The sequence below is a fragment of the Vreelandella sp. ssv genome (assembly GCF_059448525.1).
Map to the genome: position 1 here is coordinate 3,962,100 of NZ_CM182545.1, position 25,671 is coordinate 3,987,770.

Genomic DNA, 25,671 nt, shown 5'->3' on the forward strand with positions numbered 1-25,671 from the left:
GTGCTGTAACACCGGAGGTGGCCACCAACAAGCAGCACACACCTGCAAGTCGGCCAAGACTCCCCTGCCTCGCGAGGCACAGGCAGTCTAAGCCAAACGTTAGAACGTTAGAAGGCTTGACATGGTGTTAATAGAAATCCGTTGTAAGCAGTGCAATCGCAAGCTGGCCAACGTCAGCGACTACCAGTTCATAGAAATAAAGTGCCCGCGCTGCAGGCACTTAAATCAACAGAGAGCCACGAGCTCCAAACCACCAAAGGAGATGCCTCGTGGCTACCCCAATTATTCCCTGGATGGGCGGCAAGCGCCGCCTCGCTGATCGTATTTTCCCGCTGATGCCGCCGCACCAGTGCTACGTAGAGCCCTTCGCAGGAGGGGCTGCTCTATTCTTTCTACGCCCATCGCCAGCCGAAGTAGAAGTGCTTAATGACGTTAACGGCGACCTGGTTAACTTATATCGTGTCGTGCAGAACCACTTGGAAGAATTCGTTAGGCAGTTCAAGTGGGCACTTTCCAGCCGCCAAGTGTTTGAATGGTTGAAGATGACACGGCCCGAAACGCTCACTGACATACAGCGTGCTGCGCGCTTCTATTACCTACAGCAGAACGCCTTTGGTGCCCGGATCGAAGGCCAAACGTTTGGCACTGCCACCACCACACCACCAGGCTTGAACCTGCTGCGCTTAGAGGAGACGCTATCAGCGGCCCACTTGCGACTATCAAGCACCTTTATAGAGCACCTAAGCTGGCAGGACTGCATTGAGCGCTATGACCGCCCACACACGCTCTTTTATATGGACCCGCCCTACTGGCAGACAGAAGGATATGGGGTACCCTTTGGCATAGAACAGTACGAGGAGATGGCGAGCATGTTGGCCAAGCTCAAAGGCAAGGCCATCATCAGCCTCAACGACCACCCAGACATCCGCCGGATCTTCGCGGGCTACCACATCGAAACCACCGATATCCGCTACACCGTTGGCGGCGGCAAAGGCTCAGATGCCAAAGAAGTGCTGATCTTCAGTTGGGATGTAGAGGCCGAACCGGCAGGGTTGTTTTAGGAAAAATAGTATGACGCTAATAATTGCGATGGACATGGGAAAGATTGGACTGATTGCTTCAGATAAAGCTGAAGTTATGATCAATTCAAATGGTGATATATCGCCTATTCATCAAGAGGCTGAAAAAATTATTCGCACACCACTGGGTGTAATAACCGGTGCTGGAAGAGTTGAGCTGTTGGATCAAGTAAAAAATTTTGTTAAAGCTGGTAGCGTTCACAACACTGACCAAGTCCTAGGCGCAATCCTTCAAGCTCGGGAACGATTTAAAGCTCAGTACTCGCATCACCACGATGTAAGTAGTGCGTTATCCAGTACCTCTTGGGTTTTTAATTACATCGCTATCCTTGACGACGATAATCTGGCTCATCGCATCGCTATGTTTCATCCTTTTTGGGGTGTAGAGGGCTTCCGTATACTTGGCACGGGACAAGCTATTTGTATCTCCCCTAGTAGCTTCACTGCTGATGAAGCTAAGGTTCTTACAGAAGAGGTTCAATCAGGGATGCAAATGCCTGGCGCTGACCTGAATTTGAAGGATGCGCTATTAAATAACGTGAGGGTAGCTGTGGAAGCTATGGCAAACGTCTCTACTCGCGCTTCATCAGTATCTGAGGTTTGCGATATTGCTATTGTTGGTGAAAGCTTAAATGAGGTTTTCAGCGACGTGTCGTTAGCGAATTGGGAAAGGCGTTTCGCAATTCTTAAGCAATAGCTGACGAGGTGCCAAATAAGTCGCAAAAACTGACAAGAAAGTTAGCAGACTGCTGTGCCAATTATCCCGCTAACATATGCCAAATGCGGCGCGCGCTTACAACACTGATGACACAGATTTGACACACGCAAAACAAAAGGGCCTACGCATTAACGTAAGCCCTTGAAATTATGGCGCGCCCGGCAGGATTTGAACCTGCGACCCTCGGCTTCGGAGGCCGATACTCTATCCAACTGAGCTACGGGCGCTTGTGGGTGCGTATCGTAACCGTGCGGGGCGGCTGTGTCCAGCCGCGAAGCGGTTTTGCGGGCTTGTTCAATTGACCCTTTTCCCTTCTCTAGTGCATGCTTTGGAAGCACTTCTGCACCTTAGAAAAATCGGGAACACAATAAAATGAAAACATTTGCACGTAGCACGCTGGCATTGGGCATCTCACTGGCGCTGGTCAGCGCCTCGAACGCCGCTGATTTTGCCGATATGGACCCCGTTACCCTGCGCCTGGCCCACGTGGTCAATGAGCAGGATGGTTTCCATATCGCCGCCACCAAGTTTGAAGAGCTTGTGGAAGCGCGCACCGACGGCAAGGTCGATATCGAGATTTATCCCAACGCCACCCTGGGTGATGAACGCACGCTGCTGGAAGGCATGCAGATCGGCACCGTGGATATGGGCGTGATCACCAACGGGCCGGTGGCCAACTTTGTGGAAGAGATGGCGGTTTTCGAACTGCCGTTCCTGTTCCCCTCTCCGGAAGCCGCTTATGACGTGCTCGATGGCCCGATTGGCCAGGAGCTGCTCGATAAGCTTTCAGAGGTGAACCTGAAAGGCATGGCTTACGCCGAGCGCGGTTTCCGCAACCTGACCAACAGCGAGCGGGCGATTAATACTCCGGCAGACCTGGATGGCCTGCGCATTCGCGTAATGGAAAACCCGGTGTACACCGACACTTTCCGCGAGCTGGGCGCCAACGCGATTCCCATGGCGTGGACCGAAGCGCTTACCGCCATGCAGCAGGGCACCATCGACGGTCAGGAAAACCCGGTGAACGTTATTCACTCGTTCAACCTGGATGAAACCCAGAACTACATGACCCTTTCGCGCCACACCTACGCCCCAGCGATTTTTGTGATGGGTATGCCCGCCTGGAACCAACTGCCGGAACAGGCCCAAGAAGTCCTGCTTGAAGCCGCGCAGGAAGCCGCCGAGCACGAGCGCCAGGTAAACGCAGAGATGGAGAGCGAGCAGCTGCAAGCCCTGCGCGATGCTGGCATGGAGATCAACGACACGCCGGATATGGAAGCCTTCCAAGCCGCCGTCAAGCCAGTGTATGAGAAGTATGGCGAACAGTTCGGTGATTACCTGCCGCGCATCCAGGAGGCGCTCAAGTAAGTGACCACCACGACTCAACCGCTGTTAAAGCTGCTGCGTCGAATCGAGCGCGGGCTGGATGCCATCATCCAGCCCGTGGTCTTTGCGGGCATGGCGGCGCTGATTGGGGTGATTACCCTGCAGATCGTCTCGCGCGTGCTGTTCACCGCCGTCGGCTGGACGGAGGAGGTCGCCCGCTTTCTGCTGGTGTGGATCACCTTCCTGGCGGGCACCCTGGCGTTTCAGCGCGGGCGGCATATTGCCGTCACCTTTGTGGTGGATGCCCTGCCCGGCCGCCTGCGCCAAATCGCGCGCATGGCTGCTCTGCTGATTGTTTTGGCGTTTATGATCACGCTGATCGTGATCGGCTACCGCTACATGCAGGTGCAGAGCTTCCAGAAATCCGCCTCGATGCGGCTCTCGATGACCTACGTCTATGCGGTGATGCCGATCTGCGCGGCGATCATGGCGTGGTATGCGCTGGTCGATATCATTGAACTGCTGCTGGGCGATGAAACGACCCACGTTCAGGAGGAGCCGCTATGACGCTGCTGCTCTTTGGGCTGTTCTTCCTGTTTATGCTGCTGGGCGTACCGATTGCTTTTGCGATTGGCGCCAGCACCCTTTATGCCCTTTATCAGTCCGGTGTGCCGCTAATGGTGGTCACCCAGCAGATGTTCCAGGGCATCAACTCTTTTGCGCTGGTCGCGATCCCGATGTTTATCCTGGCCGGGGACTTGATGGCCCAGGGCAAGGTGAGCGAAAAGCTGGTCAGCTTTGCCGATTCGCTGGTCGGCTTTATGCGCGGTGGGCTGTCGGTGGTCTCGGTGATGGCGGGCATGTTCTTTGCGGCGATTTCCGGCTCTGGCGCCGCCACTACCGCAGCGGTGGGTTCCAGCCTGGTGCCGGAGCTCAAGCGTAAAGGCTATGACCCGGCCTCGGCGGCCAGTTTGATCGCCGCCAGCGGCACGATCGGGGTGGTGATCCCGCCCTCGGTGCCGATGATCATCTACGCGGTCATCGCCCAGCAGTCGGTCTCCAAGCTGTTCCTGAGCGGCTTTTTGCCGGGGCTGGCGATGGGGCTGGGGCTGATGGCCATTGCGATTGCCCAGGCCTACAAGCGCCAGTACCCCAAGGGCACGCCGCTCTCGCTAACCACCATCTGGCATACCTTTAAAGATGCCAGTTGGGGGTTGATGACGCCGGTGATCATCCTCGGCGGTATCTTCTCGGGGATCTTCACACCGTCGGAGGCGGCGGTCGTGGCGGTGAACTACGCCATGCTGGTGTCGCTGTTTGTCTATCGTGACCTTAACCTGCCCCAGATTTACAAGCTGCTGATCCGTTCGGCGATGACCACCGCGGTGATTATGCTGGTGATTGCGATGTCGGCGGTGCTGAGCTGGACGCTCTCAAGCTGGCAGGTGCCGGGGGCGATTGCCCAGGCGGTGCTGTCGCTTTCGACCAACCCTTACGTGATTATGCTGCTGATCGTGGGGATTATTCTGCTCACCGGGGTGTTTATCGAAACCGCCAGCGCGCTGATTATCCTGACGCCAGTGCTGTTGCCGCTGGTGCTGCAACTGGGCATCGATCCGATCCACTTTGGTTTGATTATCGTGGTGGGGCTTTCGATCGGCATGATCACCCCGCCGGTGGCGATCAACCTCTATGTGGCATCGTCGATTACCCAGTTGCCACTGGAGCGCATTACCCGGGCAATTGTGCCCTATATGCTGGGGCTGATAGGCGTGCTGTTACTGGTCGTCTATGTGCCGATTTTGCTGGGCTGGTCAGGCGATTAACGACGCTCATCTGGATCGGCATTAACGCAACGGGGCTTGCCATTGGCAAGCCCCGTTTTTATACCTGCTAGCTAATCCCTGCTACACCGACCAGCAGCGTTAGAACGCTTCCCACTCATCTTCTGACGCGTGGGTGGATGACGGCTTCGCTGCGGGCTGCGATGAAAGCGCCGGGCGTTTCAGGGCATTCGCGCCGCCACGTGCCGACGAAGCCGGAGACGCAAGCGCTTGATGCCGCTGAGCAGGCTCATCTTCACCGAGAACGAAGGAGTTGATGAGCTGGTTCAAGTGCTCCGCGTGGCGTCGCATGTTAGTGGCGGCGGTGGTCGACTCTTGCACCATGGCGGCGTTCTGCTGGGTCATGGTGTCCATTTCGGCCACGGCGGTGTTGATCTGGCCAATACCGCTGCTCTGCTCTTTTGCACCGGCGGTGATCTCACCAATGACATCGGTCACCTTCGCCACGCTGGAGACGATCTCACGCATGGTATCGCCAGCACTTCGTACCAATTTTGCACCCGAGTTGGTGTGCTGAACCGAGGCATCGATCAACGTACGAATCTCTTTCGATGCATCGCTAGAGCGGCTGGCCAGAATACGCACTTCCTGCGCGACGACCGCAAAGCCACGCCCGTGTTCACCTGCTCGCGCGGCTTCCACCGAGGCGTTGAGCGCGAGGATATTGGTCTGGAAGGCAATCGCATCGATCATGCTGATGATGTCGCTGATGCGCGAAGCGGAGTCGTTGATATCACGCATGGTGGTCTCAACCTGCCCCATCGCGGCCTCACCTTCGCGGGCGACTTCCGCTGTGGACTGCACCAGCTTGTTGGCCTGCTGGGCGTTGTCGGCACTGTGATTGACGGTGGAGGTGATCTCTTCCATTGAGGCAGAGGTTTGCTGCAGATTGGCCGCAGCCTGTTCGGTACGGGTGGCTAGCTCTTCAGAGCTTTGCGAGATTTCGCCCGCCGCCTGATGCACACTCACCGTACTGGTGCGCACATCACGCAGCGTATCCTGCATGCGGGCCACGAAGGCGTTGAACTGAACGGCAAGCTCGCCAATCTCATCGCCGCTTTCAACCGCTAAGCGACGCGTTAAATCACCGCGACCCTGGGCGATATCGCTCATGGCGGAACTGGTGCGCCTGATCGGCCCCAGCGTGCGACTTACAAAGCCGAATGCCAGCAGGGCAATCACAACGAAAAGGCCCAGGCCCAGCAGGGAGGCAACGATAATCCCTTGGCGCAAATCAGCCGCGGCGGCGGCTTCAAGCTCGGCAACGGCGTCATCAACATCGGTGACGTAGACCCCGGCACCAATCAGCCAGTCCCATTTTTCAAGACGATCAACGAATGAGTGCTTGGGCTCAACCCTATCGGTACCGGGGTAATCCCATACGTAGCTATAAAAGCCCCCGCCACTCTGGGCAACCTTGATGATCTCTCGGATCAGATAGGTGCCATCAGGGGTTTGGGCATCGATCATGTTGGTACCTTCACGCTCCGGCGCGGGCGCCGTGACGATATTGTTACCCTCATAGTCGTAGATAAAAATGTAGTTGTTGTCTTCAAAGCGCATGGAGCGCACCAGTTCAGCTACCTGCTGTTTCGCTTCCTCGTCATTAGCACCGGCCTGATCATAAATAGGCGCGATGGCCGTGGTCGCAATCTGAACGATATCCCTTACCGCATTGCGGCGCTCTTCAATCAATAATTCGCGCTGTTCCGCTAGCGCAGCGCGAGTGTCCTCGGCGCTGCTATAGGCTTTAAACCCGACCAGCGCTACCGTCACCAACAAAAGGGGGAGCAGTACGAGCATTAGCACCTTGGTTTGTAAACCCAGGCTGCGCTTAGGGGGAGCATTTGGAGTGGACATTAGGCATATTCCAGGATCAATCTTGAGGGAGAATTTATAGTTTTATTTTTGTAATAAATCGGCCTGGATTGTCCCAGCTTTAATCTCTTTACGTCTTTTTTTGCTTTATATGCAACTATTTAGGGATCAATGGCTATTTTCATAACCTAGGTTAAGGTGATAACGGGCCAATGCGTTCATGGTGGTGGAGTGGTGGCCAAGGATGGCCCGTTTCAAGCATGTTGCTTAACCACGATCTTCGGTTGCCCTGACCTATTTACCGCCTGGTCAGGGCGACCTTTTTGTTTTTAGTGTCCCGCCTTGACCCGCCCTTTCGTTTGCTGACTTTCTTGATAGTTGCCCCTGTTACTTGCCATCAGCGTATCATGGCCAAAGTGTACAAGGAGAATGGCAAGCATGGCTCGAAAACACGCATATTTTAACGCTGTCTTGCTCCTGCTCCCTCAGTTGGCTCACTTTGCCTGGCGCGTATTACGCAACTTCCTGAAAAATCACGGCGTCCTGCTGGCAGGTGGGGTCGGCTATAATATTTTGCTCTCCATCGTGCCACTTTTTGCCTTGCTCGTGGTGCTGTTAACTAAAGTCGTGGATCAGCAGCATCTTCTCAATGTGCTCGCTATTCAGGCTCGCCATATGGCGCCCGCCCATGCCGAGGTATTGCTTGATGCCGTGCGCAGCCTGCTCGATTCCCGGGATATGGTCGGCATTCTGAGTTTTCCTATTCTATTACTGTTTAGCTCCTTTGCCTTTCGCATGCTGGAAGATGCCCTGGCGATCATTTTTCATGCGCCGGAGAACCCGCATATCAAGCGTAGGGTATGGGTTTCCGTGATGCTGCCGTACGCTTTCATGGTGGTACTCGGGGCCGCGCTGATGGTGCTCACACTGGTGGTTACCCTGGCCAGCTCGCTCAATACATTGGTATTTTTATTATTCGCGCGCGAACTGCCGCTGGCGGGGTTTTCTGAGCCCGTGCTTAATCTGACCAGTTTTATTGGCGTTTTTCTGATGTTCAGCGCTATCTATAAAGTACTCCCGGTGGTGCGCATCGCCATCGGCCGGGCAATCGTGGGTGGTTTCGTGGCGGCGCTGCTGTGGGAAGGCGTACGGCTGTTACTGGTCTACTATTTTGCCAATCTCTCGTTCGTTAACGCCGTGTACGGCTCGCTGGCTACGCTGGTAATCGTACTGATCAGCCTGGAAGTGGGTGCCATCATACTGCTGCTGGGCGCCCAGGTGATCGCCGAACTGGAGCGAAATTCACGCCTTGGCCTGCCCTGGCACACCGACCCTAGCCGACAGCCCATTACTCGCTTCGATTGAGTAACCAGTGACTGGCGGCCCACCAGGAGAAGCCTTCTGGCTGCAACATCCCCTTAAAAGGGCTTGATGTTGATATCCAGATAGGAAGGAGCAAGATCCCGCTCAAGCGGTACGAACATCTCTTCCATAAAGTCCATCAGCAGGTGGGTCGCACTTAGTGCTTTAGGGGTGTCACGCTCGATGATTGCGTCGAGCATGTCCACGTGCATCTGGATATTTTCCTGCACGGTACGCTCACTCCCCAGGTGACTCTGGTAAAGATACCCCAGCCGCCGAAACGTCGTGTGCAGTGGACGCAATGTTCGCTCCACAAACGGTTCGTCGGCAGCCTCCAGAAGGAGCTGATCCATTCGCTTGTCGAGTTCGTTGAAGGGGCGAATATCACTGCCCGACTTTAATTCCCGAAGCATGCGGGCTAGCTGGTTCAACTGACTTCGTACCAAGCTGCTGGCGTTATCAATAGCCAGTTCAACGACAAAACATTCGATATCGCGCCGGATTCTTAACAATCGCCGTTCACGATGCAAGTCAATTGGCGTAATCCGAACGCCACGCCCAGCGCGTACCTCTAAAAGAGTGTCATCGGAAAGTTTGCGGATTGCTTCAAGTACTGGTGTGCGACCCAGCGATACCCGCTCCTGCAGGTCGGCCATCGTCATCGTCTCACCGGGTTTGAGCTCCATGTGGGCGATTAGTGACTCAATTCTCTCATAAGCTTGCTCTCCCTGGGACATCCCGTAAGGCGATGTTTTAGTGACCATTATTTTTTTATCCCAAACAAATAGAGCCTCATTAGACATAAGTATCATAGTATATCAAGATATATACCAATATATTTCCAATCAGAACACATGCACACCACACGTCAATAGCGCTTAAGTAGGCCATCACTTTTTAATGGGTTATTTCTTTAATAATAATTTTTAGTCTAAATATATAAAGTCAGATCTTCTAAATAACTCACATCAATGGCTACTCACTTGGCATTTCAGGTGATTTAAATCATTCACCAATAATGACTTAGCGCACTTAGTAAAAGTGTTCACTCGTAGTTCATATTAAAAACAATGATATAAGAGGTGAGAAAGATGTCCTTGTTCGATCTTACAGGCCGCACAGCCCTTATTACTGGCTCATCTGGCGGGCTGGGTCTCGCTATGGCTCGCGGGCTGGCTCAGTCAGGCGCTCGAATCATCATTCATGGTCGAAATCACGACAAACTCGAAGCAGCACGCGATGCCCTTTCCGAAGAAGGTCATAGCGTGTTGACCACATCGTTCGATATTACCGACGAAGCTGCCATTGAGCAGGCGCTGGCAGCACTTGATGCCGATGGCGTTACTATCGACATCCTGGTCAATAACGCTGGCATGCAGCTTCGCCGCCCGTTGGTCGAGCTCGAACGTGACCAGTGGGACACCGTGATCAACACAAACCTGACCAGCACCTTCTTGCTGGGTCGCAATGTTGCCCGCCAAATGATTGCGCGCGGCACGGGCGGCAAAATCATCAATATCGGATCGCTGATGAGCTCAGTCGCACGACCAACAGTGGGCGCTTATACGGCTTCCAAGGGCGGTGTGCGTCTGTTGACCCAATCCATGGCAGCGGAGTGGGCGGAGCACAATATCCAGACCAACGCCATCGGTCCAGGCTACATGATCACGGAAATGACCCAGCCACTGGTTGACGATCCGAAATTCAATGACTGGATCGTTGGCCGTACCCCCTCCAGGCGCTGGGGCGTCCCCGAAGATCTTGTTGGGACGGTGGTCTATCTCGCATCCCCGGCGTCGAGCTACGTAAATGGCCAAATCATTTACGTCGACGGCGGCATGCTGGCCGTTCTTTAACGGCAATTTAAAACCCGCGAAAGATAACAATACCGGTATGACCGGATGAACGACCTATATAACAACATACAAGGACTAGGCTCATGCAAATCAAACACGCTTTAACCACAACACCCCTTTTGCTGACGGCATTGGCGTTCGCCATCAGCAGCACGTCCGCTCTAGCAGCAGATTACAATGCCAAGCTCTCGCTCGATGTGCCGGAGGGCAATACCAAATATGTAGCGGCGCAACAGTTTGCCGATCTGGTGCGTGAGCGCACGGACAATAATGTTGATATCCAGCTGTTCGCTAACAGCGTTCTGGGCGGAGAAAGTGAATCTGCCGAAGGCATTCGACTGGGCTCGGTTCAGATGGGCATCATCACCAGCTCTGTACTGACCTCTTGGGTGCCCGAGGTACAGGTTCTTGATCTACCGTATCTGATCGACGGCGAGGAGCAGGCAACGGCGCTCAGCGAACCATTGACCGCAGAACTCTCAGCCAACTTTGAAGAGCAGGGGTTCCATCTCCTCGGCTTCTCAGTCAACGGTATACGTCAGTTGATGAGCAGCTTTCCGATTCATTCGATCGACGACATCCAGGGCAAAAAGATGCGCGTCATCCAGAGCCCGTTGCACGTCGATGCCTGGCAAGCAGCTGGTGCCAACCCAACACCCGTTCCCGCCCCTGAAATCTATAACTCTATGCAGACCGGCGTTATCGACTTCTTTGATAACACTGCTACTAACTACCTGACCAACCGCTTCTACGAAGTAGCTCCGTACTATGTGAAAACCGATCACATCTTCGCTATGGGCACCTGGGTGGTGGCACAGAACTGGTGGGAGCGTCTGCCTGAGGACTACCAGGAGGTGATTACTGAGGCGGCACTGGAGGTTCAGGCGGAGCTACCAGCAATGCGTAAGAGTGACGATCAGGCAGCACTGGATGAGACCGTTGCCGATGGCGCGACGATCATCGAAATCGAAGACAAAGGGCCGTGGCAAGAAGCTATGAAGCCGATCCGCGACGAGTATGTTGAAAAAATCCCGAACGGCGAAGCACTCGTTTCGCTGATCGAAAAAGCGGAATAACGACCCTGCCGGCCCCACCGCCATGGTGGGGCCGAGTGTTTGTTGCGCCTTAATTGGCACCGCCCTTCTGGAGCGTATCGGATGTCTGCCTACCGTTTTTCCCTTGCAACCTCATCACTGGGCATCGGCCGCACCGCTACTGGGCTAGAGAGCCTGGTCCGTTTCCTTGTCTTCGGCATCCTGTTAGCCATGACATTAGCCGTATTTGCCGGTGTCGTGTCTCGCTATGTTTTCAATGACTCCTTCTCGTGGACCGAAGAGTTCGCGATCTGGTGCTTTACCTGGTTGATTTTTCTCGGCGCGGCCTTAGGGGTTCGCCAACAGCGCCATGTCGCTGGCGACTTTCTGCCCAAGGATCTGCCAGCCTGGCTCATCGGTGTACTGGGCTTCACCCAGAACCTTATCCTTTCGCTGACACTGATTATGATGCTGTTTGGCGGCTACCAACTAGCCGATATGGTGGGTGGCACCAGTACCAGCTTACAGTGGCCCACGGCTATCAAGTATGCCGTCATTCCCATTTCCGGTGTCATCGCACTGGTTTTCCTGCTTGCTCGCAACGCTGACAATACAGGCATCCTGATCCGTAATTTGGCGGCAATCGTCATCGCTAGCGTGATCTATATGGGAATAGATCAGGGCCTGTTGGGTCCCCTGCAGGGCATCTCACCGAGCCTGATTATGGTGGTGGTTTTCTTCTTAGCGCTCGGGGTGGGTGTGCCGGTATCGTTTTCGTTGATGTTCGGGGTATTTCTGGCCAGTTCGGCCTCGTTTATTCTGCCGGCTCCAGCGGTGGTTCAGAACATGGTCACCGGCTCGACTAAGTTCATCCTGCTAGCGATACCTTTCTTTCTATCCACCGGTTACCTACTGAACCTCGGCGGGCTTTCAACCCGGTTGATTGATTTCGCCACCAGTCTAGTCGGTCACCTGCGCGGCGGTCTGGCCCACGTCAACATTCTCAACAGCCTTATGGTCGGCGGTATCTCTGGCTCATCAAGTGCCGATGCTGCCAGCAGCACCAAAATCTTGGTGCCTGAGATGGTCAAACGTGGCTATTCACCCGCGTTCTCCTGCGCGGTCACCGCCTCATCGGCTATCCTGCCCAACGTGGTACCTCCTGCCATTGCTATGTTGGTCTATGCCTCGGTCGCTAACGTTTCTATCGCCCGCTTGTTTATGGCCGGTATCGTGCCAGCGATCATGGCGGCCGGTGCGTTGATGCTGGTCGCTTATTGGATATCCGTGCGCCGCCACTACCAGACCGCCACAGCGCGTGCGCCAATGGCGACGATCTGGCATACCTTCCTACGAGCGCTCCCGGTGTTGGTTATCACCGTCGGTGTCCTTGGCGGCATCCGCTTTGGGATTATTACTGCTACCGAGGCCGGCGTTGTGGCGCTGCTTTGGACGTTCGTGCTTGGTAAGCTGGTATTCAAAGCGTACGACTGGAAGCAATTTTACCGCTCCTTCGTTGAGTGCGGCACGGACGCCGCGCTGGTCGGTTTTTTGATCGCGGCCTCGGTACCGTTCGCATGGATCTTGATTGCTGAGCAAGTGCCCCAGGAGATAGTCGGCTGGGCGGGCACAGCGGCTGACAGTCAGTTCGGGTTGTTCATCATCCTTTTAGTGGTGCTTGCTGTTGCTGGCATGTTTCTCGACCTGACGCCAGCGATGCTGATTATCGCTCCTCTGTTTTTACCGATGATGACCAGTGCTGGCGTCGACCCGGTGCAATTAGGGATCGTGATGATTATTACCCTGCAACTGGGGGGGATATCTCCCCCTGTGGGGCTGTTGGTATTTATCACATCGCAAATCGCGAAGGTATCGCCTTCCGCCGTGTTCCGTGCGGCGGTACCTTTCATCGCTGCGACCATGGTGATCGTCCTGCTACTGTGCATGTTCCCCGCATTAACCATTGGCCTGTGGAACTTAATGGAGTAAGGCACTGCGCATAAAAAGGCCGCCAAATGTTTGGCGGCCTTTGTGCATCTAGAATTGACTAGGTTGCGCCTGTACTCGCAGGAGCCGCTGCATCAGCCTGGGGGCGTCTCTCATCCAGCATCCCTTTGTCGAGAATAAAGCGGATGATCTCTTCAAGCCCTACCCCGTCATACAGGTTGGTGAATACGAAGGGCCGCTCGCCGCGCATTTTCTTCGAGTCACGCGCCATGATGTCGAGCGATGCATGCACCTGTTCGGCGATATCCATCTTATTGATAATCAGCAGGTCTGACTTGGTGATGCCCGGTCCGCCTTTGCGGGGGATTTTATCACCTGCGGAAACATCGATGACGTAAAGCGTCAGGTCGGAAAGCTCGGGGCTGAAGGTGGCCGAAAGGTTATCGCCACCCGACTCGACCATCACCAGTTCCAGCTTCGGGTGGCGCGCCTGCAGCTCGTCAATGGCCGCTAGATTCATCGAAGCGTCTTCGCGAATCGCGGTATGCGGGCAGCCGCCGGTCTCTACCCCTAAAATACGATCCGCCGGGAGCGCATCGTGCTTGATCAGAAAATCGGCGTCTTCGCGAGTGTAGATATCGTTGGTGACCACGGCGATGTCGTAATAATCCCGCAGCGCTAAACAGAGTTGCTTGAGCAGCGCGGTTTTGCCGGAGCCTACCGGGCCGCCCACGCCAATACGTAAACAGTGCGTCATGTCTCTCTCCTAAATATATAAACCGATTAACTTCTAAACTTTTTAACTTCTAAACAAGCGCGAATACTGGGTCTCGTGCAGCGCACTGGCCAGGGCCAAGCCGGGCAGCACAGGGCCTAGTTCGTCATCTTCCAGCGTTAACGCTTGGTTAACGGCATCCACTAGCGCTGGGCGCAGTTGCTCAATCACCCGTTGAGCAGCGGTATGGCCCAGCGGCAAGGCTTTACAGGCCACCGCCAGCTGGTTCTCCAACCACGCCCAGGAAAAGCCCAGCAAGGTTTGGCGAACGGATACACCTCGCGTATGTGCCGTAAAGGCAAATAGCGTAACGTAGCCCGCGTGAGCCGGTAACAAGGGCGTTAGTAAGCCCTCACTTTCTAGCACTGCCTCACTTGGCAATAAATCCAAGCTACCCAGTAGGCGCTTAAGCGAGGCGCCCAGGCGGCTGTCTTCTGCAGCCAGCTCGGCGGTTTCCCGGGTGGCGGCCAGCCACTCATCCCATGCGGCGACTGTTGCGCTGGCCGCTTCACGGTCCGCTTGGCCAAAGGCCTGATGCAATCGCGCCAGCACAGGAAGCTCGCAGCGGGTTAAGCCATCTTCAAGCACGCCGTTTAACCACTCAGCAAGGCTCGCTTCATCACGTACCCAGTCCAGCTCGAATGCGCTTTCCAGGCCTTGGGAAAACGCAAAGGCACCAATCGGCAGCGCGGGGCTCACCAACTGCATCAGCCCCAGCAGCGCCAGTTCGTCGCTTTGGCTTGCTAGTGCGTTAAGCTCAGTGTGCATGGTGGTGCTCATGCGGGTGATCATGATCGTGTGAATGGTCGTGGTCGTGTGAATGCCCGTGCGAATGGGAACGCCCGCCGCCCACTTGGTTATAAGCGCCCGGCTCTGGGTCGAAGGTGGCGTCGTGGTGCTCTAGTTCGGCACCCAGCAGTTCGGCGAGTTCTTCCAGCACGTGATCCGGAGGGAAACGCACCCAGCCGCCCTTTTCATCTTCACCCAGCGCCAGCTGTACGTGGCGATTGCCCAGGTGATAAGCCAGTCGCGCCAGCGGTAAGCCAGTACTCACTCGCGCGGTAACCACCGGCTCAACGGCGGCACAGACACGCACCACTTCGCCGCTTTCGGCTTTCAAGCCTTCGCCACTGCGCAGCACCGGGCCACGATCCAGAAACAGCCCCAGCTCGCGGCCGCTATCGCTCTTGGTTTTTAAGCGCCCGCGAATGCGCAGCTCGAAGGGCAGCGTGAGTGTGTCGCTCGCCGCGCTTTCCTCTATCGGCCCTAAGCGTTCTATGAGTTTTAGCATTGGTATCGTCCTGTTAAGAACCTGCAGTTAAGCACCCAGCAGCCGAGCCGGGGGTAGGTCGTAGTGAGGGTCTTTTGCCATGGATGGCAAAAGTAGCGTACAGGGAGGTATTTACAGCGCCCTCACGTAGACCTACCCCCGGCAATGCACTTGCTCGCGATCATAGTGCGCTATTCAAAACAAATGATACCGCTGAGCCAGCGGCAGCTCGGTGGCGGGCTCGCAGGTTAAAATTTCACCATCGCAGCGCACTTCGTAGGTCTGCGGGTCGACGGTCAAATCGGGGCAGGCATCATTGAGCTTCATATCTTTTTTGCGTACTTGGCGCACGTTTTTGCATGCCGCCAGTTCGCTATTTAGCCCCAGCGTCTCTTTGATGCCTGCATCCAGCGCGGCTTGGCTGACAAAGCTGAGCCGGGTTTGGCTGGCTGCGCGGCCAAAGGCACCAAACATATAGCGGTAGTGAACCGGCTGCGGCGTGGGAATCGACGCATTGGGGTCGCCCATGGGCGCCGCCGCAATCATGCCGCCTTTGATCATCATCGCTGGCTTAACGCCAAAGAAGGCCGGCTTCCATAGCACCAGATCCGCCAGTTTACCGACTTCGATAGAGCCGACTTCGTGGGCGATACCGTGGGTGATCGCCGGGTTAATGGTGTACTTGGCGATATAGCGCTTGGCGCGCAGGTTATCAGCGCCCAGCGCTTCATCTTCCGGCAGCAGCCCGCGCTGCACCTTCATTTTATGCGCCGTTTGCCAGGTACGGCAGACTACTTCACCGACCCGCCCCATGGCTTGGGAGTCGGAGGCGATCATCGAGATCACGCCAAGATCATGCAAAATATCTTCCGCGGCGATGGTTTCGCGGCGAATGCGTGAATCGGCGAAGGCCACGTCTTCAGGGATATTGGGATCCAAGTGGTGGCACACCATCAGCATATCGAGGTGTTCATCGATGGTGTTGACCGTGTAGGGCCGCGTTGGATTGGTAGACGACGGCAGCACGTAGGGTTTGGAACAGGCGGTGAGAATATCCGGGGCGTGACCGCCGCCCGCGCCTTCGGTGTGGTAGGTGTGAATGCAGCGCTCTTTGAACGCGGCCAGGGTGTCTTCCACAAAGCCCGATTCATTCAGGGTATCGGTGTGGATCGCCACCTGCACATCGTAGGCATCGGCCACATTGAGGCAGTTGTTGATCGAGGCGGGCGTGGTGCCCCAGTCTTCATGCAGCTTGAGCCCCATGGCGCCTGCTTTGAGCTGAAGCTCCAGGGATTCGGGCAGGCTGGCGTTGCCTTTACCCAGAAAGCCGATGTTCATCGGCATATCGTCGACCGCCTGAAGCATTTTACCTATATGCCAGGGGCCTGGCGTGCAGGTGGTGGCGTTGGTGCCAGTCGCTGGGCCGGTGCCGCCGCCAAGCATGGTGGTCACGCCGCTCATCAGCGCTTCTTCAACCTGCTGAGGGCAAATGAAGTGAATGTGGGAGTCGATACCGCCCGCAGTCAGAATCTTGCCTTCGCCGGAAATGATTTCGGTGCCGGGGCCAATCACGATCTCAACATCCGGCTGCACATCCGGATTGCCCGCCTTGCCAATCGCGGCGATGCGGCCGTTCTGAATACCGACATCGGCTTTGACGATGCCCCACCAATCGAGAATCAGCGCATTGGTGATGACCGTATCCATCACCGTGCTATCGGCGCGCTGGCTTTGGCCCATGCCGTCGCGGATAACTTTGCCGCCACCGAACTTCACTTCATCGCCATAGTGGGTGGCGTCTTTTTCGACTTCGATCCACAGCTCGGTATCGCCCAGGCGCACGCGGTCACCCACTGTGGGGCCGTACATATCGGCGTAGGCTTGTCGGCTGATCTTGTTGGTCGGCTTCATTGTGTATCCCCCTCTAGCGCGCCCATCACATCGCCCCGAAAGCCGTAAATTTCGCGCTTACCAACAAAAGGAATCAGCGTGACTTCGCGGGTCTGGCCGGGCTCAAAGCGAATTGCCGTGCCGGCGGCCACGTCCAGGCGAAAGCCTCGGGTTTTGCTGCGATCAAACACCAGCGCTGGGTTGGCTTCGGCAAAGTGGTAGTGGGAGCCAATCTGGATCGGGCGGTCGCCGGTGTTGGCCACCTCGACGCTAATCCGCTCACGTCCCGCGCACAGTTCGATATCACCCTCTTTTAACTGATACTCACCGGGAATCATCAGGCGCTCTCCTGGTTGCTAAAAACTAGTTGATGGGGGTGTGGACAGTGACCAGCTTGGTGCCGTCGGGGAAAGTGGCTTCCACCTGCACTTCGTCGACCATTTCGGCGACGCCCTCCATCACATCCTCGCGGCTGAGAATCTCGCGGCCATAGCTCATTAAATCAGCCACGCTGCGACCATCCCGGGCACCCTCCATAATTTCAAAGCTGATCAGCGCCACCGCTTCGGGGTAGTTAAGCTTTAAGCCGCGTGCTTTGCGGCGCTCCGCCAATTGGGCGGCTGAGAACAGCAACAGCTTGTCTTTGTCTCTCGGGGTTAATTCCATGGTGCATGCCTCCAAACAATAGGCCACAAAAATAGGGAAAACGTGTTGTTCAGGTTAGCCAAATTCGCGGTGTATGCGCTTCACGTTCGATCCAACGGGGGCGCAAGACTCGCCACGCATGTTCGCAAAGCGCCCAGGCCTCGTTGCGCGAATTGCCTAAGTAGCGCAGCAATAATACGTTCTGGCGCACGGTCACCGCCCAGCGCGGGTTATCCGGCAGCGCTTCACGTAAAGCATCAATAGCCGCTGGCGCATCGCTAACCCCTACTGCCCACAGCGTGGCTTGAACAGTGGCGCCACCCTGGCCCCAGCGCCCGGTAAAGCGGGGGTGCAAAGGGTCGAGGGGCTGGCGCTCAAGCCAAAGCGGCTTGCCATCCAGGGTTAAGCGAAAGTGTTGCTCGATGCGGCCTGAGACGTAGGGTAAATCGCTGGCGGGGCGGCCTAATGCCATCACTTCCCAGCCCAGGCAACGAGCGCTGCCATGCAGCTCGATATGGGTGCGTTGCTCGCCTTTCGAGCCATCGAAGGCGATGGTTTCCTGGGGCAGCCACTCCAGAGTGGCGCCATCTTCAACGCTTAGCCGGGTGTGCTGAGTCCAGGCAACGCCCTGACTGTCGGCCTTGTAGAGTTTATTGGCGGCAGGTGTGGTTAGCAGTGCATGGGCACCAGACGCCACCCGTGCAGTAATGGTCAATGCATCGCCGCTTACCAATCCACCCGGCGGGTGCAACACGTAAACGTGACAAGCCTCACTACTCCCTTCGGGATAGAAAGGACGCTGCACCCGCAGTGGCCCATGATGACGCGCCTGCACCATGCGAGTAGCGCCGTCGCGCTGGGCAAACGTCAGGGTTAACGAAGCCGCCCAGTGGCGGCCTTGATCAAATCGGTGTCCGGAGGCAACGGGTGGTTTTGCGATATCGCTCAAAATCATGGGTAGCTATCGCGTCCTTTTTAATAAGCCTTTAATTTATAGAAGCAATTAATGCGCCAAAATGGTGAAAAGCCCTATTGGGCTGTCAATGGCAAGGATGAACGACGGTGACTTGCAGTGCCATGCACCCGAACGCACCAATAAGGAACAACAACAGACCTCTGATGCACCAAACAAATGCATTCACTGCTGATTTAGTGCTCAACTTGTACTCGCGCTTCAGACCCTTACTGCATAACGACCTGATCACGTCCGCCGCGCCTCGCTTCATATTATTGATTAACAGCCAATGTTACACGCAAAGCATTTTCGTCAACCGAGCAAAGTATTGCGTGCAAAGGTACGTTAGTAGGACGCCTTGCGCGTATTTCCGCCATGATACAGGCTCCCCTTTCAGCTCACCTCAGCGTCTTTTATCCGCTTGACATTGTATGAATAGCGCCACAAACTTAGCCAAGGCTATACTTATTTCCTTAGGGCAATTAAATGACACGAAGCAATTGCAATCCATCTACCTCATGACGAGTCTGGAGCTAAATAATGGCAACAAAATATGCCGTGATTCTATTGGGAACGCTTCCTTTAAGTGCGTTGGCCACTGCCGATGAAACGCCCTTAAACGTGGTGGCAACGATTGGGATGATTGCAGATGTAGCCCAGGAAGTAGGCGGCGAATGCGTTAATGTGGAAGCCATGATGGGCCCCGGCGTAGACCCCCATCTGTATCAGGCAAGCGCTAGCGACGTGGCTTTGCTGCGGGGCGCCGAATACATTCTCTATTCAGGCTACTCATTGGAAGGACAGCTGGGGAGTGTGCTGGAGAATTTCTCGGCACGAACACCCACGCTTGCCGTGGCGCCCGCTTCCATTGAGCCAGCGTCGTTGATCTCCGCTCAGGATGTCTACGGGATCGACCCTCACCTGTGGATGGATGTCTCTTTATGGGCCCAATTACTGCCCACCCTGAGCGATGCATTTAGCGAGGCACGCCCTGAGTGCGCCACGACCATTGAAACCAATACCGAGCGTTATCAGTCTCAGTTGCTAGCCCTGCATGAGTGGGTTAAAGAGAGCATTGCCAGCATCCCCGAAGAGCAGCGTATTCTCGTCACCGCGCACGACGCATTCAGCTACTTTGGCCGTGCTTATGACATTGAGGTGGAAGGGATTCAGGGGATCAGTACCGAAACCGAAACCGGGATCGCAGATATTCGCAGCATGGCGGATAGCGTTGTTGCCCGTAACGTTCCTGCGGTATTTGTCGAGAGCACGATCAACCCGCGCACTATTCAGGCAGTGATTGATGCCGCAAGGCAGCGCGGCCATGATGTGGCCATCGGCGGCCAGCTTTATTCCGACGCCATGGGGGATGAAGACACGGTGGATGGTACCTATATGGGCATGATCTACCGTAACACCCAGCACATTGTCGAGGCGCTAGACGGTTCGCTGGCCCCGCTGCCAACGGCACTAGATGACTGGGCCAGCGAGTGGCAACTCTCCCAATAAGCATTCGATAAGGCAGTGCATCCATGGCGACATCCGACCCTACAGACACCGCACTGAGCATTAAAAACCTGACGGTGAGCTACCATAACCAGCCCGTGCTTTGGGATATCGATTTGGATATTCCCGCCGGTGTCATGGCGGGCATTGTCGGTCCTAACGGCGCTGGCAAGAGCACGTTGATCAAAAGCCTGCTTGGGCTGGTGCCATCGTTGTCAGGCGAGGTGATGGTGCATGGGCGGCCCTACGCCACGCAGCGTAAACGAGTGGGCTACGTGCCCCAGCGCTCAAGCGTTGACTGGGATTTTCCCACCACTGCACTGGATGTGGTCACCATGGGGCTTTACGGGCGCTTAGGTTGGCTTAAAAGGCCGGGTCGAAAAGAGCGTCACGAGGCGCAGGAAGCACTTGAGATGGTCGGTATGAGCGCCTTCGCTGAGCGCCAGATTAATCAGCTCTCAGGTGGCCAGCAGCAGCGCGTATTTTTGGCCCGTGCGCTGGTGCAGCAAGCCGATGTGTATTTTCTTGATGAACCCATGGCGGGCGTCGATGCCACCACCGAGCGGGCCGTTATCGATATCCTGCGTCGCCTGCGCGATGCGGGTAAAACGCTGATTGTGGTACACCACGATCTGCAAACGGTTCGCACCTACTTTGACTGGCTGCTGCTACTCAACGTGCGAGTCATCGCCAGCGGCAAGGTCGAGGAGGTGTTCAAGATCGACCACCTGCGCCAGGCTTACGGCGGCCAAATCGCGCTACTTGACGACAATGAATCGTTAATGTTTTCTGCCTCAAAGGTGAAGTAACCCATGGCGTGGCTTGAGCTTTTATCTGACTACACCTTTCAAAATGTAGTCATTGGCGCCTCGCTGCTGGGGCTGATCAGCGGCCCGCTGGGCTGTTTTGCGGTGCTGCGTCGCCAAAGCCTTCTGGGAGACGCGATTTCCCACGCGGCCCTTCCCGGCATCTGTTTAAGCTTTATCATCACCGGCAGCCGGGATATTGGCGGGATTATTATGGGTTCACTGATCACCGGCTCCGCCGCCGCGCTGATTATGCTGATACTGACGCGCTTAAGCCGCCTGAAAACTGACGCAGCCCTGGGCGCCTGCTTGAGTATCTTTTTTGCCGTGGGTATCGTTCTGCTCACCTATATCCAGAGTACCAATAACGCTTCCCAGGGCGGTCTCGAGGCTTTTCTGTTCGGCCAGGCCGCCGCGACGCTGCGCTCCGACTTATGGGTGATGGGCAGCATTACGCTGGTCACGCTGCTGCTGCTTGCGGTCTTCTGGAAACAGGCCAAGCTGGTCACCTTTGATGCGGAGTATGCCCGCACGCTCGGCATGCCTATCACCGTGATTGAAGCATCGCTCACCGCGATGGTTGCGCTAGCGGTCGTCGTCGGCTTGCAGATGGTCGGTGTGATTTTGATGGCCGCCATGATCGTGGCACCCGCGGCGGCCGCGCGGCAGTGGAGCCGCCACCTAGGCGGCATGCTCACCATCGCCGCAGGCGTCGGTATTGTCAGTGGTGTTTCAGGGGCGACCATCAGCACCCTATCGCGAGGCCTGGCAACCGGCCCGCTGATTGTCCTTACCGCCACCGCCATCGTGCTTATATCGTTGGCGTTGGCGCCCGGCCGTGGCCTGCTGTGGGGTGTGATAAAGCACTATCGCCAGAGGTCAGCGCTGCAAAAACAGCAGTTACTTTATGCGCTCTATAAACACTCGGCCGATCCCTCATGCCCCCCCTCAACATTAGGTTCACGCAGGATGCTCAACAAGCTTAAGCAGCAAGGCTACCTGACCCACTCTCCCCGCAGCGCCACCCTCAGCAACGACCGCTGGGGGCTAACGGCACAGGGCCAGGCGGAGGCTAGAAGAGTGGTCGCGGCCTTTGAGGAATTAGCATCATGATGGCCGAGCTACTGACCACCACTGCCCTGCCCATTATGCTAGTGGGCGCGATGGTAGGCATCGCTTCTTCAGCGGTGGGCACCTTCTTAGTGCTGCGCGGCAACAGCATGTTATCCGACGCAATCAGCCATTCGATTGTGTTTGGCATCGTCATTGTCTGGCTGCTGACCAAGCAACAGAGCGGGCCGGTACAACTGATCGGGGCCGCCCTCACCGGGCTGTTAACCGTCCTCCTCACTGAAGCCTTAGCGAGCACAAAACGGGTCAAGCAGGATACCGCTATCGGCCTGGTCTTCCCGGCGTTGTTCTCTATCGGCGTGCTGCTGTTGAATATTTATGCCAATGATGTGCATATCGACACGCATACTGTGTTGCTCGGTGAGATCGGTTTTGTCTGGTTGGATACACTCGACATCTTTGGCCTGCCCATCCCCCAGGCGCTGGTATCGATGAGCGTGATGACGCTGCTCAACTACGCGTTTATCGGCCTCTTTTATAAGGAGCTGAAGCTGGCCACCTTCGATCCGGCGCTGGCTAAAACGTTCGGTTTTATGCCCTCGATTCTTTTCTATGTGCTGCTAATGCTGACAAGCTCCACCGCCGTAGCGGCCTTTGATGCGGTAGGCGCGGTGCTGTTTATCGCCTTTGCCATTGTTCCCGCCTCCGCCGCCTCTTTGCTGACCGACCGGCTGTGGATGATGTTTATCATCGGTGCGTTAATTTCTATCGCCTCAAGTATTTCTGGTTACTACCTCGCCGTGTATCTCAACGTCTCCATTGGCGGGATGATGGCCGTCATGACCGGCGTGTTCCTGATGCTCGCCTTTCTGGCAGGGCCACGCTACGGCGTGATTACCCAACTGGTCAAACGTCAACGGGCACGTCAGGCGCCGGTGGAGCCGCCGCCCAGCGTTTGAAGCCCAGCTTTTGGAAACAGGGCTCACCTGCGCGCAAAAAAGCGACCGCCTTTCGGCCACCACTTGGCCGTAAAGGCGGTAACCGGGTGTGGATAACTTAAACCGTCAGATGCTGCTTAATCAGCTCATTGGAGAGTTCACTGATCTCGCCTTTGGCTACCGGCCGACCGCGATCCATGATCACAAAGCGGTCGGCGTATTTACGGGCAAAGGGCAGCTTCTGCTCCACCAATAGCACCGTTAGGCCGTCTTCGTTAATTAACTGACGAATCACTTGCCCAATTTGGGCGACGATATTGGGCTGAATGCCCTCCCCCGGCTCGTCCAAAATCAGCAGCTTGGGTTCAATAACCAGCGCACGTCCAATGGCCAACTGCTGCTGTTGGCCGCCGGATAAATCACCGCCGCGGCGGTTTTTCATCTCTTTCAGCACGGGGAACAGTTCATAAACTCGCTCGGGGATTTTCTTCAGCCCGTCACTACGGGCGGCTAGACCGGTGCGCAGGTTCTCCTCCACGGTCAGCAGCGGAAATATCTGCCGCCCTTGGGGCACGTAGCCAATCCCCAAGCGAGAGCGCGCCTCAACGGCTTTTTTCGTCAGCTGGATCTCGCCTTCCTCGCTGGCGTAGCGCAGCTCGCCACTTTTGACGGCTACCTCGCCCATCACGGCTTTCAGCAGCGTGGTTTTGCCCACGCCGTTGCGACCCATCACGCAGGTACACTGCCCGGTGGGCACGTCAAGATCCAAATCCCACAGGGTGTGGCTTTCGCCATAGAACTGGTTGAGCTTTTCAATCGCTAACATCAGGCGGCCTCCTCATCGTCGGCACCCAGGTAGACCTCGATGACGCTGGGGTCGCTGGAGACTTGGTCCATGGTGCCTTCCGCCAGCACGCTGCCCTGGTGTAGCACGGTCACTTGGCGAGCAATGGAGCGCACAAAGCCCATATCATGCTCCACCACGACCACCGATTGTTTACCGGCAAGCCCGGTAAGCAACTCGGCGGTGCGCTCCATCTCCTGCTCGGTCATGCCCGCCACCGGTTCGTCCACCAGCAGCAGACGCGGACGCTGCATCAGTAGCATGCCAATCTCCAGCCATTGCTTCTGGCCATGAGAGAGAATCCCCGCCGGTTGATGGCGCAGTGCCGTCAGGCCTGTGGTTTCAAGCACTTCATCGATGCGGTCTTTGATCTCACCGGTCATACGGGCGGTCAGGGTGGGAAAGATCCGCTTGTCGGCGGCCATGGCCAGCTCCAGGTTTTCAAATACCGACAGCGCTTCAAACACGGTGGGCTTTTGAAACTTGCGGCCAATGCCCAGGCTGGCGATGTCGGGTTCGCTCATGTGCAGCAAGTTATGGCGACTACCGAACCATACGCTGCCGCTATTGGGTCGCGTTTTGCCGGTAATAATATCCATCATTGTGGTTTTACCCGCCCCGTTAGGGCCGATAATGCAGCGCAGCTCACCGTCGTTGATGGTCAGGTTGAGATTATTGATCGCTTTAAAGCCATCGAAGCTGACGGTGACATCTTCCATGTAGAGGATCGGGCCGTGGCGAACATCCACTGGCGAGGTCTCGGGCACCATAAAATCGAACACCCGGTCACGCTGGGTCAGCGATTGCAGCAAACTCATACGGAGGCCTCCTCGGGTGTGTGTTTACGGTCAGGATGCGTCGCTTGATCCTCGCGCTTACGCCGCTTGAGGTAGCCAAACAGCCCCGCCACGCCTTTGGGCAGAAACACCGTGACCAGCACGAACATCGCCCCTAGGGCAAACAGCCAGGCGTCGGGCATGACGCCGGTAAAGATGGTTTTGGCGTAGTTGACCAGAATGGCGCCTATCACCGCGCCATACAGCGTGGCGCGACCGCCCAGCGCAACCCACAATACTATTTCGATGGAGAAAATCGGCGAGAACTCGCTGGGGTTGATAATCCCCACTTGAGGCACGTAAAGCGCCCCCGCCAAGCCCGCCAGCATCGCCGAGACCACAAACACAAACAGCTGAAAGCGTTCGACCCGATAACCGAGAAAACGCGTGCGCGCTTCGGCGTCGCGGGTGGCCACGCTCACCCGGCCCAGCTTACTGGTGACAATCGCGCGACACAGAATAAAGCCCAGCGCCAGCGCCACCCCGGTGGCCAGGAACAGTCCTAAGCGTGTGGCATCGCTGCGTAAATCGAAGCCAACGATTTCACGGAAATCGGTCAGGCCGTTATTGCCGCCGAAGCCCATCTCATTGCGGAAGAAAGCCAGCATCAAGGCAAAGGTCAGCGCCTGGGTAATGATCGACAGATACACCCCGGTAACCCGCGAGCGGAACGCCAAGAAGCCAAAAACTAACGCCAGCAACCCCGGCGCCAGCAACACCATGACAAAGGCGAACCAGGCCATATCAAAGCCGTGCCAGAACCACGGCAGACTGTCCCAGTTCAGAAACACCATAAAGTCGGGCAGTACTGGGTGGCCGTAGGTGCCGCGATCGCCAATTTGACGCATCAAATACATGCCCATGGCGTAACCGCCAATGGCAAAAAACGCGCCGTGGCCCAGGCTTAAAATACCCAGATAGCCCCACACCAGATCCACCGCCATCGCCAGCAGCGCGTAGCTTAGGTATTTACCGAACAGGTTGACCGTATAGGCGCCAATATGAAGCGGGTTTTCCGGCGGCACCGCCACGTGAAGCAGCGTCACCAGTGCCAGCGCGGCCACCAGCACGCCGAGAAATATCTGCGTCGAGCGTTCGCTGAACGGGCGTGTTAGCCAAAAATTCGTCGATGATTCGGTCGTTAATGACAT

General features: G+C 56.2%; 26 protein-coding genes and 1 tRNA gene. 14 read left to right on the forward strand and 13 right to left on the reverse strand.

From position 1 onward, the window contains the following. Positions 1-121: 121 nt before the first annotated feature. The 3 genes from AC5TBW_RS18090 to AC5TBW_RS18100 are packed head-to-tail and all read left to right on the forward strand — an operon-like array spanning position 122 to position 1,776. The gene (locus tag AC5TBW_RS18090; protein ID WP_144814150.1) at positions 122-319 is read left to right on the forward strand and encodes a Com family DNA-binding transcriptional regulator; all 198 of its coding nucleotides are present in this window, start codon (positions 122-124) and stop codon (positions 317-319) included. Next, positions 270-1,061 carry a DNA adenine methylase gene (locus tag AC5TBW_RS18095; protein WP_495509889.1) on the forward strand — a complete coding sequence of 264 codons (792 nt, stop codon included), beginning with the start codon at positions 270-272 and terminating at the stop codon, positions 1,059-1,061. The genes AC5TBW_RS18090 and AC5TBW_RS18095 overlap by 50 nt, the downstream gene beginning before the upstream one ends. A gap of 10 nt (positions 1,062-1,071) precedes the next feature. After that, the gene (locus tag AC5TBW_RS18100; protein WP_495509890.1) at positions 1,072-1,776 is read left to right on the forward strand and encodes a hypothetical protein; all 705 of its coding nucleotides are present in this window, start codon (positions 1,072-1,074) and stop codon (positions 1,774-1,776) included. A gap of 171 nt (positions 1,777-1,947) precedes the next feature. Here the strand turns inward: AC5TBW_RS18100 and AC5TBW_RS18105 are convergent. Further along, a tRNA-Arg gene (locus AC5TBW_RS18105) sits at positions 1,948-2,024 on the reverse strand. Positions 2,025-2,169: 145 nt separating this feature from the next. Between AC5TBW_RS18105 and AC5TBW_RS18110 the strand changes: the two genes are divergently transcribed. The 3 genes from AC5TBW_RS18110 to AC5TBW_RS18120 are packed head-to-tail and all read left to right on the forward strand — an operon-like array spanning position 2,170 to position 4,949. After that, positions 2,170-3,165, forward strand: a complete 996-nt coding sequence (locus AC5TBW_RS18110) for a TRAP transporter substrate-binding protein (protein WP_495509891.1) — start codon at positions 2,170-2,172, stop codon at positions 3,163-3,165. Next, entirely contained in the window at positions 3,166-3,690 is a 525-nt protein-coding gene (locus AC5TBW_RS18115; protein ID WP_495509892.1) for a TRAP transporter small permease, read from the forward strand. Then, positions 3,687-4,949 (forward strand): TRAP transporter large permease, encoded by a 1,263-nt coding sequence (locus AC5TBW_RS18120; protein WP_495509893.1) that lies wholly within the window; start codon positions 3,687-3,689, stop codon positions 4,947-4,949. The genes AC5TBW_RS18115 and AC5TBW_RS18120 overlap by 4 nt, the downstream gene beginning before the upstream one ends. 99 nt (positions 4,950-5,048) lie before the next feature. Here the strand turns inward: AC5TBW_RS18120 and AC5TBW_RS18125 are convergent, their stop codons facing one another. Next, positions 5,049-6,827 (reverse strand): methyl-accepting chemotaxis protein, encoded by a 1,779-nt coding sequence (locus AC5TBW_RS18125; RefSeq protein WP_495509894.1) that lies wholly within the window; start codon positions 6,825-6,827, stop codon positions 5,049-5,051. A 396-nt stretch (positions 6,828-7,223) separates the two neighbouring features. On the opposite strand from AC5TBW_RS18125, the gene AC5TBW_RS18130 reads away from it, so the two are divergent. Beyond that, positions 7,224-8,150 (forward strand): YihY/virulence factor BrkB family protein, encoded by a 927-nt coding sequence (locus AC5TBW_RS18130; protein ID WP_495509895.1) that lies wholly within the window; start codon positions 7,224-7,226, stop codon positions 8,148-8,150. Positions 8,151-8,203: 53 nt separating this feature from the next. Here the strand turns inward: AC5TBW_RS18130 and AC5TBW_RS18135 are convergent, their stop codons facing one another. Beyond that, entirely contained in the window at positions 8,204-8,911 is a 708-nt protein-coding gene (locus AC5TBW_RS18135) for a GntR family transcriptional regulator (protein ID WP_495509896.1), read from the reverse strand. A 327-nt stretch (positions 8,912-9,238) separates the two neighbouring features. On the opposite strand from AC5TBW_RS18135, the gene AC5TBW_RS18140 reads away from it, so the two are divergent. From AC5TBW_RS18140 to AC5TBW_RS18150, 3 genes are all read left to right on the forward strand, one after another. Then, entirely contained in the window at positions 9,239-10,003 is a 765-nt protein-coding gene (locus tag AC5TBW_RS18140) for an SDR family oxidoreductase (RefSeq protein WP_495509897.1), read from the forward strand. An 83-nt stretch (positions 10,004-10,086) separates the two neighbouring features. Beyond that, positions 10,087-11,079, forward strand: a complete 993-nt coding sequence (locus tag AC5TBW_RS18145; RefSeq protein WP_495509898.1) for a TRAP transporter substrate-binding protein — start codon at positions 10,087-10,089, stop codon at positions 11,077-11,079. Positions 11,080-11,160: 81 nt separating this feature from the next. Next, positions 11,161-13,026, forward strand: coding sequence for a TRAP transporter large permease (locus tag AC5TBW_RS18150; protein ID WP_495509899.1), 1,866 nt, complete (start codon positions 11,161-11,163; stop codon positions 13,024-13,026). Positions 13,027-13,084: 58 nt separating this feature from the next. Here the strand turns inward: AC5TBW_RS18150 and ureG are convergent, their stop codons facing one another. The 7 genes from ureG to AC5TBW_RS18185 all read right to left on the reverse strand — a co-directional run bounded on the left by ureG (position 13,085) and on the right by AC5TBW_RS18185 (position 18,519). Then, on the reverse strand, positions 13,085-13,741 hold the full coding sequence (gene ureG, locus AC5TBW_RS18155; protein ID WP_495509900.1) for an urease accessory protein UreG: 657 nt from the start codon (positions 13,739-13,741) through the stop codon (positions 13,085-13,087). Between the two features lie 42 nt (positions 13,742-13,783). Beyond that, on the reverse strand, positions 13,784-14,539 hold the full coding sequence (locus AC5TBW_RS18160; RefSeq protein ID WP_495509901.1) for an urease accessory protein UreF: 756 nt from the start codon (positions 14,537-14,539) through the stop codon (positions 13,784-13,786). Then, positions 14,517-15,050 (reverse strand): urease accessory protein UreE, encoded by a 534-nt coding sequence (ureE, locus tag AC5TBW_RS18165; RefSeq protein ID WP_495509902.1) that lies wholly within the window; start codon positions 15,048-15,050, stop codon positions 14,517-14,519. The genes AC5TBW_RS18160 and ureE overlap by 23 nt, the downstream gene beginning before the upstream one ends. Positions 15,051-15,224: 174 nt before the next feature. After that, the gene (ureC, locus tag AC5TBW_RS18170; RefSeq protein WP_495509903.1) at positions 15,225-16,940 is read right to left on the reverse strand and encodes an urease subunit alpha; all 1,716 of its coding nucleotides are present in this window, start codon (positions 16,938-16,940) and stop codon (positions 15,225-15,227) included. Beyond that, positions 16,937-17,257, reverse strand: a complete 321-nt coding sequence (locus AC5TBW_RS18175; protein WP_495509904.1) for an urease subunit beta — start codon at positions 17,255-17,257, stop codon at positions 16,937-16,939. The genes ureC and AC5TBW_RS18175 overlap by 4 nt, the downstream gene beginning before the upstream one ends. A 25-nt stretch (positions 17,258-17,282) precedes the next feature. After that, on the reverse strand, positions 17,283-17,585 hold the full coding sequence (locus AC5TBW_RS18180) for an urease subunit gamma (protein WP_096277280.1): 303 nt from the start codon (positions 17,583-17,585) through the stop codon (positions 17,283-17,285). A 49-nt stretch (positions 17,586-17,634) separates the two neighbouring features. Beyond that, positions 17,635-18,519 carry an urease accessory protein UreD gene (locus AC5TBW_RS18185; RefSeq protein WP_495509905.1) on the reverse strand — a complete coding sequence of 295 codons (885 nt, stop codon included), beginning with the start codon at positions 18,517-18,519 and terminating at the stop codon, positions 17,635-17,637. A 540-nt stretch (positions 18,520-19,059) separates the two neighbouring features. Between AC5TBW_RS18185 and AC5TBW_RS18190 the strand changes: the two genes are divergently transcribed. Genes AC5TBW_RS18190 through AC5TBW_RS18205 form a run of 4 tightly spaced genes read left to right on the forward strand, consistent with a single transcriptional unit; the run spans position 19,060 to position 22,861 of the window. After that, a complete protein-coding gene (locus tag AC5TBW_RS18190) occupies positions 19,060-20,028 on the forward strand; it encodes a metal ABC transporter solute-binding protein, Zn/Mn family (RefSeq protein WP_495509906.1) in 969 nt (322 codons plus the stop codon). A gap of 23 nt (positions 20,029-20,051) precedes the next feature. After that, positions 20,052-20,834, forward strand: a complete 783-nt coding sequence (locus AC5TBW_RS18195; RefSeq protein ID WP_495509907.1) for a metal ABC transporter ATP-binding protein — start codon at positions 20,052-20,054, stop codon at positions 20,832-20,834. A gap of 3 nt (positions 20,835-20,837) precedes the next feature. Further along, the gene (locus tag AC5TBW_RS18200) at positions 20,838-21,944 is read left to right on the forward strand and encodes a metal ABC transporter permease (protein ID WP_495509908.1); all 1,107 of its coding nucleotides are present in this window, start codon (positions 20,838-20,840) and stop codon (positions 21,942-21,944) included. Continuing rightward, on the forward strand, positions 21,941-22,861 hold the full coding sequence (locus AC5TBW_RS18205) for a metal ABC transporter permease (protein WP_495509909.1): 921 nt from the start codon (positions 21,941-21,943) through the stop codon (positions 22,859-22,861). The genes AC5TBW_RS18200 and AC5TBW_RS18205 overlap by 4 nt, the downstream gene beginning before the upstream one ends. Before the next feature lie 97 nt (positions 22,862-22,958). Here AC5TBW_RS18205 and urtE read toward each other — a convergent pair whose 3' ends face one another. Genes urtE through urtC form a run of 3 tightly spaced genes read right to left on the reverse strand, consistent with a single transcriptional unit; the run spans position 22,959 to position 25,671 of the window. Then, entirely contained in the window at positions 22,959-23,666 is a 708-nt protein-coding gene (gene urtE, locus AC5TBW_RS18210) for an urea ABC transporter ATP-binding subunit UrtE (protein WP_101146823.1), read from the reverse strand. Next, positions 23,666-24,502, reverse strand: a complete 837-nt coding sequence (urtD, locus tag AC5TBW_RS18215; protein ID WP_495509910.1) for an urea ABC transporter ATP-binding protein UrtD — start codon at positions 24,500-24,502, stop codon at positions 23,666-23,668. Before urtD ends, urtE begins: the two co-directional genes overlap by 1 nt. Beyond that, positions 24,499-25,671, reverse strand: coding sequence for an urea ABC transporter permease subunit UrtC (gene urtC, locus AC5TBW_RS18220; protein ID WP_495509911.1), 1,173 nt, complete (start codon positions 25,669-25,671; stop codon positions 24,499-24,501). The genes urtD and urtC overlap by 4 nt, the downstream gene beginning before the upstream one ends.

Coding starts and splice junctions, on each gene's coding strand:
- AC5TBW_RS18090 (WP_144814150.1), top strand. CDS start 122: ATGGTGTTAATAGAAATCCGTTGTAAGCAGTGCAATCGCAAGCTGGCC.
- AC5TBW_RS18100 (WP_495509890.1), top strand. CDS start 1,072: ATGACGCTAATAATTGCGATGGACATGGGAAAGATTGGACTGATTGCT.
- AC5TBW_RS18110 (WP_495509891.1), top strand. CDS start 2,170: ATGAAAACATTTGCACGTAGCACGCTGGCATTGGGCATCTCACTGGCG.
- AC5TBW_RS18120 (WP_495509893.1), top strand. CDS start 3,687: ATGACGCTGCTGCTCTTTGGGCTGTTCTTCCTGTTTATGCTGCTGGGC.
- AC5TBW_RS18125 (WP_495509894.1), bottom strand. CDS start 6,827: ATGTCCACTCCAAATGCTCCCCCTAAGCGCAGCCTGGGTTTACAAACC.
- AC5TBW_RS18130 (WP_495509895.1), top strand. CDS start 7,224: ATGGCTCGAAAACACGCATATTTTAACGCTGTCTTGCTCCTGCTCCCT.
- AC5TBW_RS18135 (WP_495509896.1), bottom strand. CDS start 8,911: ATGGTCACTAAAACATCGCCTTACGGGATGTCCCAGGGAGAGCAAGCT.
- AC5TBW_RS18140 (WP_495509897.1), top strand. CDS start 9,239: ATGTCCTTGTTCGATCTTACAGGCCGCACAGCCCTTATTACTGGCTCA.
- AC5TBW_RS18145 (WP_495509898.1), top strand. CDS start 10,087: ATGCAAATCAAACACGCTTTAACCACAACACCCCTTTTGCTGACGGCA.
- AC5TBW_RS18150 (WP_495509899.1), top strand. CDS start 11,161: ATGTCTGCCTACCGTTTTTCCCTTGCAACCTCATCACTGGGCATCGGC.
- ureG (WP_495509900.1), bottom strand. CDS start 13,741: ATGACGCACTGTTTACGTATTGGCGTGGGCGGCCCGGTAGGCTCCGGC.
- AC5TBW_RS18160 (WP_495509901.1), bottom strand. CDS start 14,539: ATGAGCACCACCATGCACACTGAGCTTAACGCACTAGCAAGCCAAAGC.
- ureE (WP_495509902.1), bottom strand. CDS start 15,050: ATGCTAAAACTCATAGAACGCTTAGGGCCGATAGAGGAAAGCGCGGCG.
- ureC (WP_495509903.1), bottom strand. CDS start 16,940: ATGAAGCCGACCAACAAGATCAGCCGACAAGCCTACGCCGATATGTAC.
- AC5TBW_RS18175 (WP_495509904.1), bottom strand. CDS start 17,257: ATGATTCCCGGTGAGTATCAGTTAAAAGAGGGTGATATCGAACTGTGC.
- AC5TBW_RS18180 (WP_096277280.1), bottom strand. CDS start 17,585: ATGGAATTAACCCCGAGAGACAAAGACAAGCTGTTGCTGTTCTCAGCC.
- AC5TBW_RS18185 (WP_495509905.1), bottom strand. CDS start 18,519: ATGATTTTGAGCGATATCGCAAAACCACCCGTTGCCTCCGGACACCGA.
- AC5TBW_RS18190 (WP_495509906.1), top strand. CDS start 19,060: ATGGCAACAAAATATGCCGTGATTCTATTGGGAACGCTTCCTTTAAGT.
- AC5TBW_RS18195 (WP_495509907.1), top strand. CDS start 20,052: ATGGCGACATCCGACCCTACAGACACCGCACTGAGCATTAAAAACCTG.
- AC5TBW_RS18200 (WP_495509908.1), top strand. CDS start 20,838: ATGGCGTGGCTTGAGCTTTTATCTGACTACACCTTTCAAAATGTAGTC.
- AC5TBW_RS18205 (WP_495509909.1), top strand. CDS start 21,941: ATGATGGCCGAGCTACTGACCACCACTGCCCTGCCCATTATGCTAGTG.
- urtE (WP_101146823.1), bottom strand. CDS start 23,666: ATGTTAGCGATTGAAAAGCTCAACCAGTTCTATGGCGAAAGCCACACC.
- urtD (WP_495509910.1), bottom strand. CDS start 24,502: ATGAGTTTGCTGCAATCGCTGACCCAGCGTGACCGGGTGTTCGATTTT.
- urtC (WP_495509911.1), bottom strand. CDS start 25,671: ATGTCATTAACGACCGAATCATCGACGAATTTTTGGCTAACACGCCCG.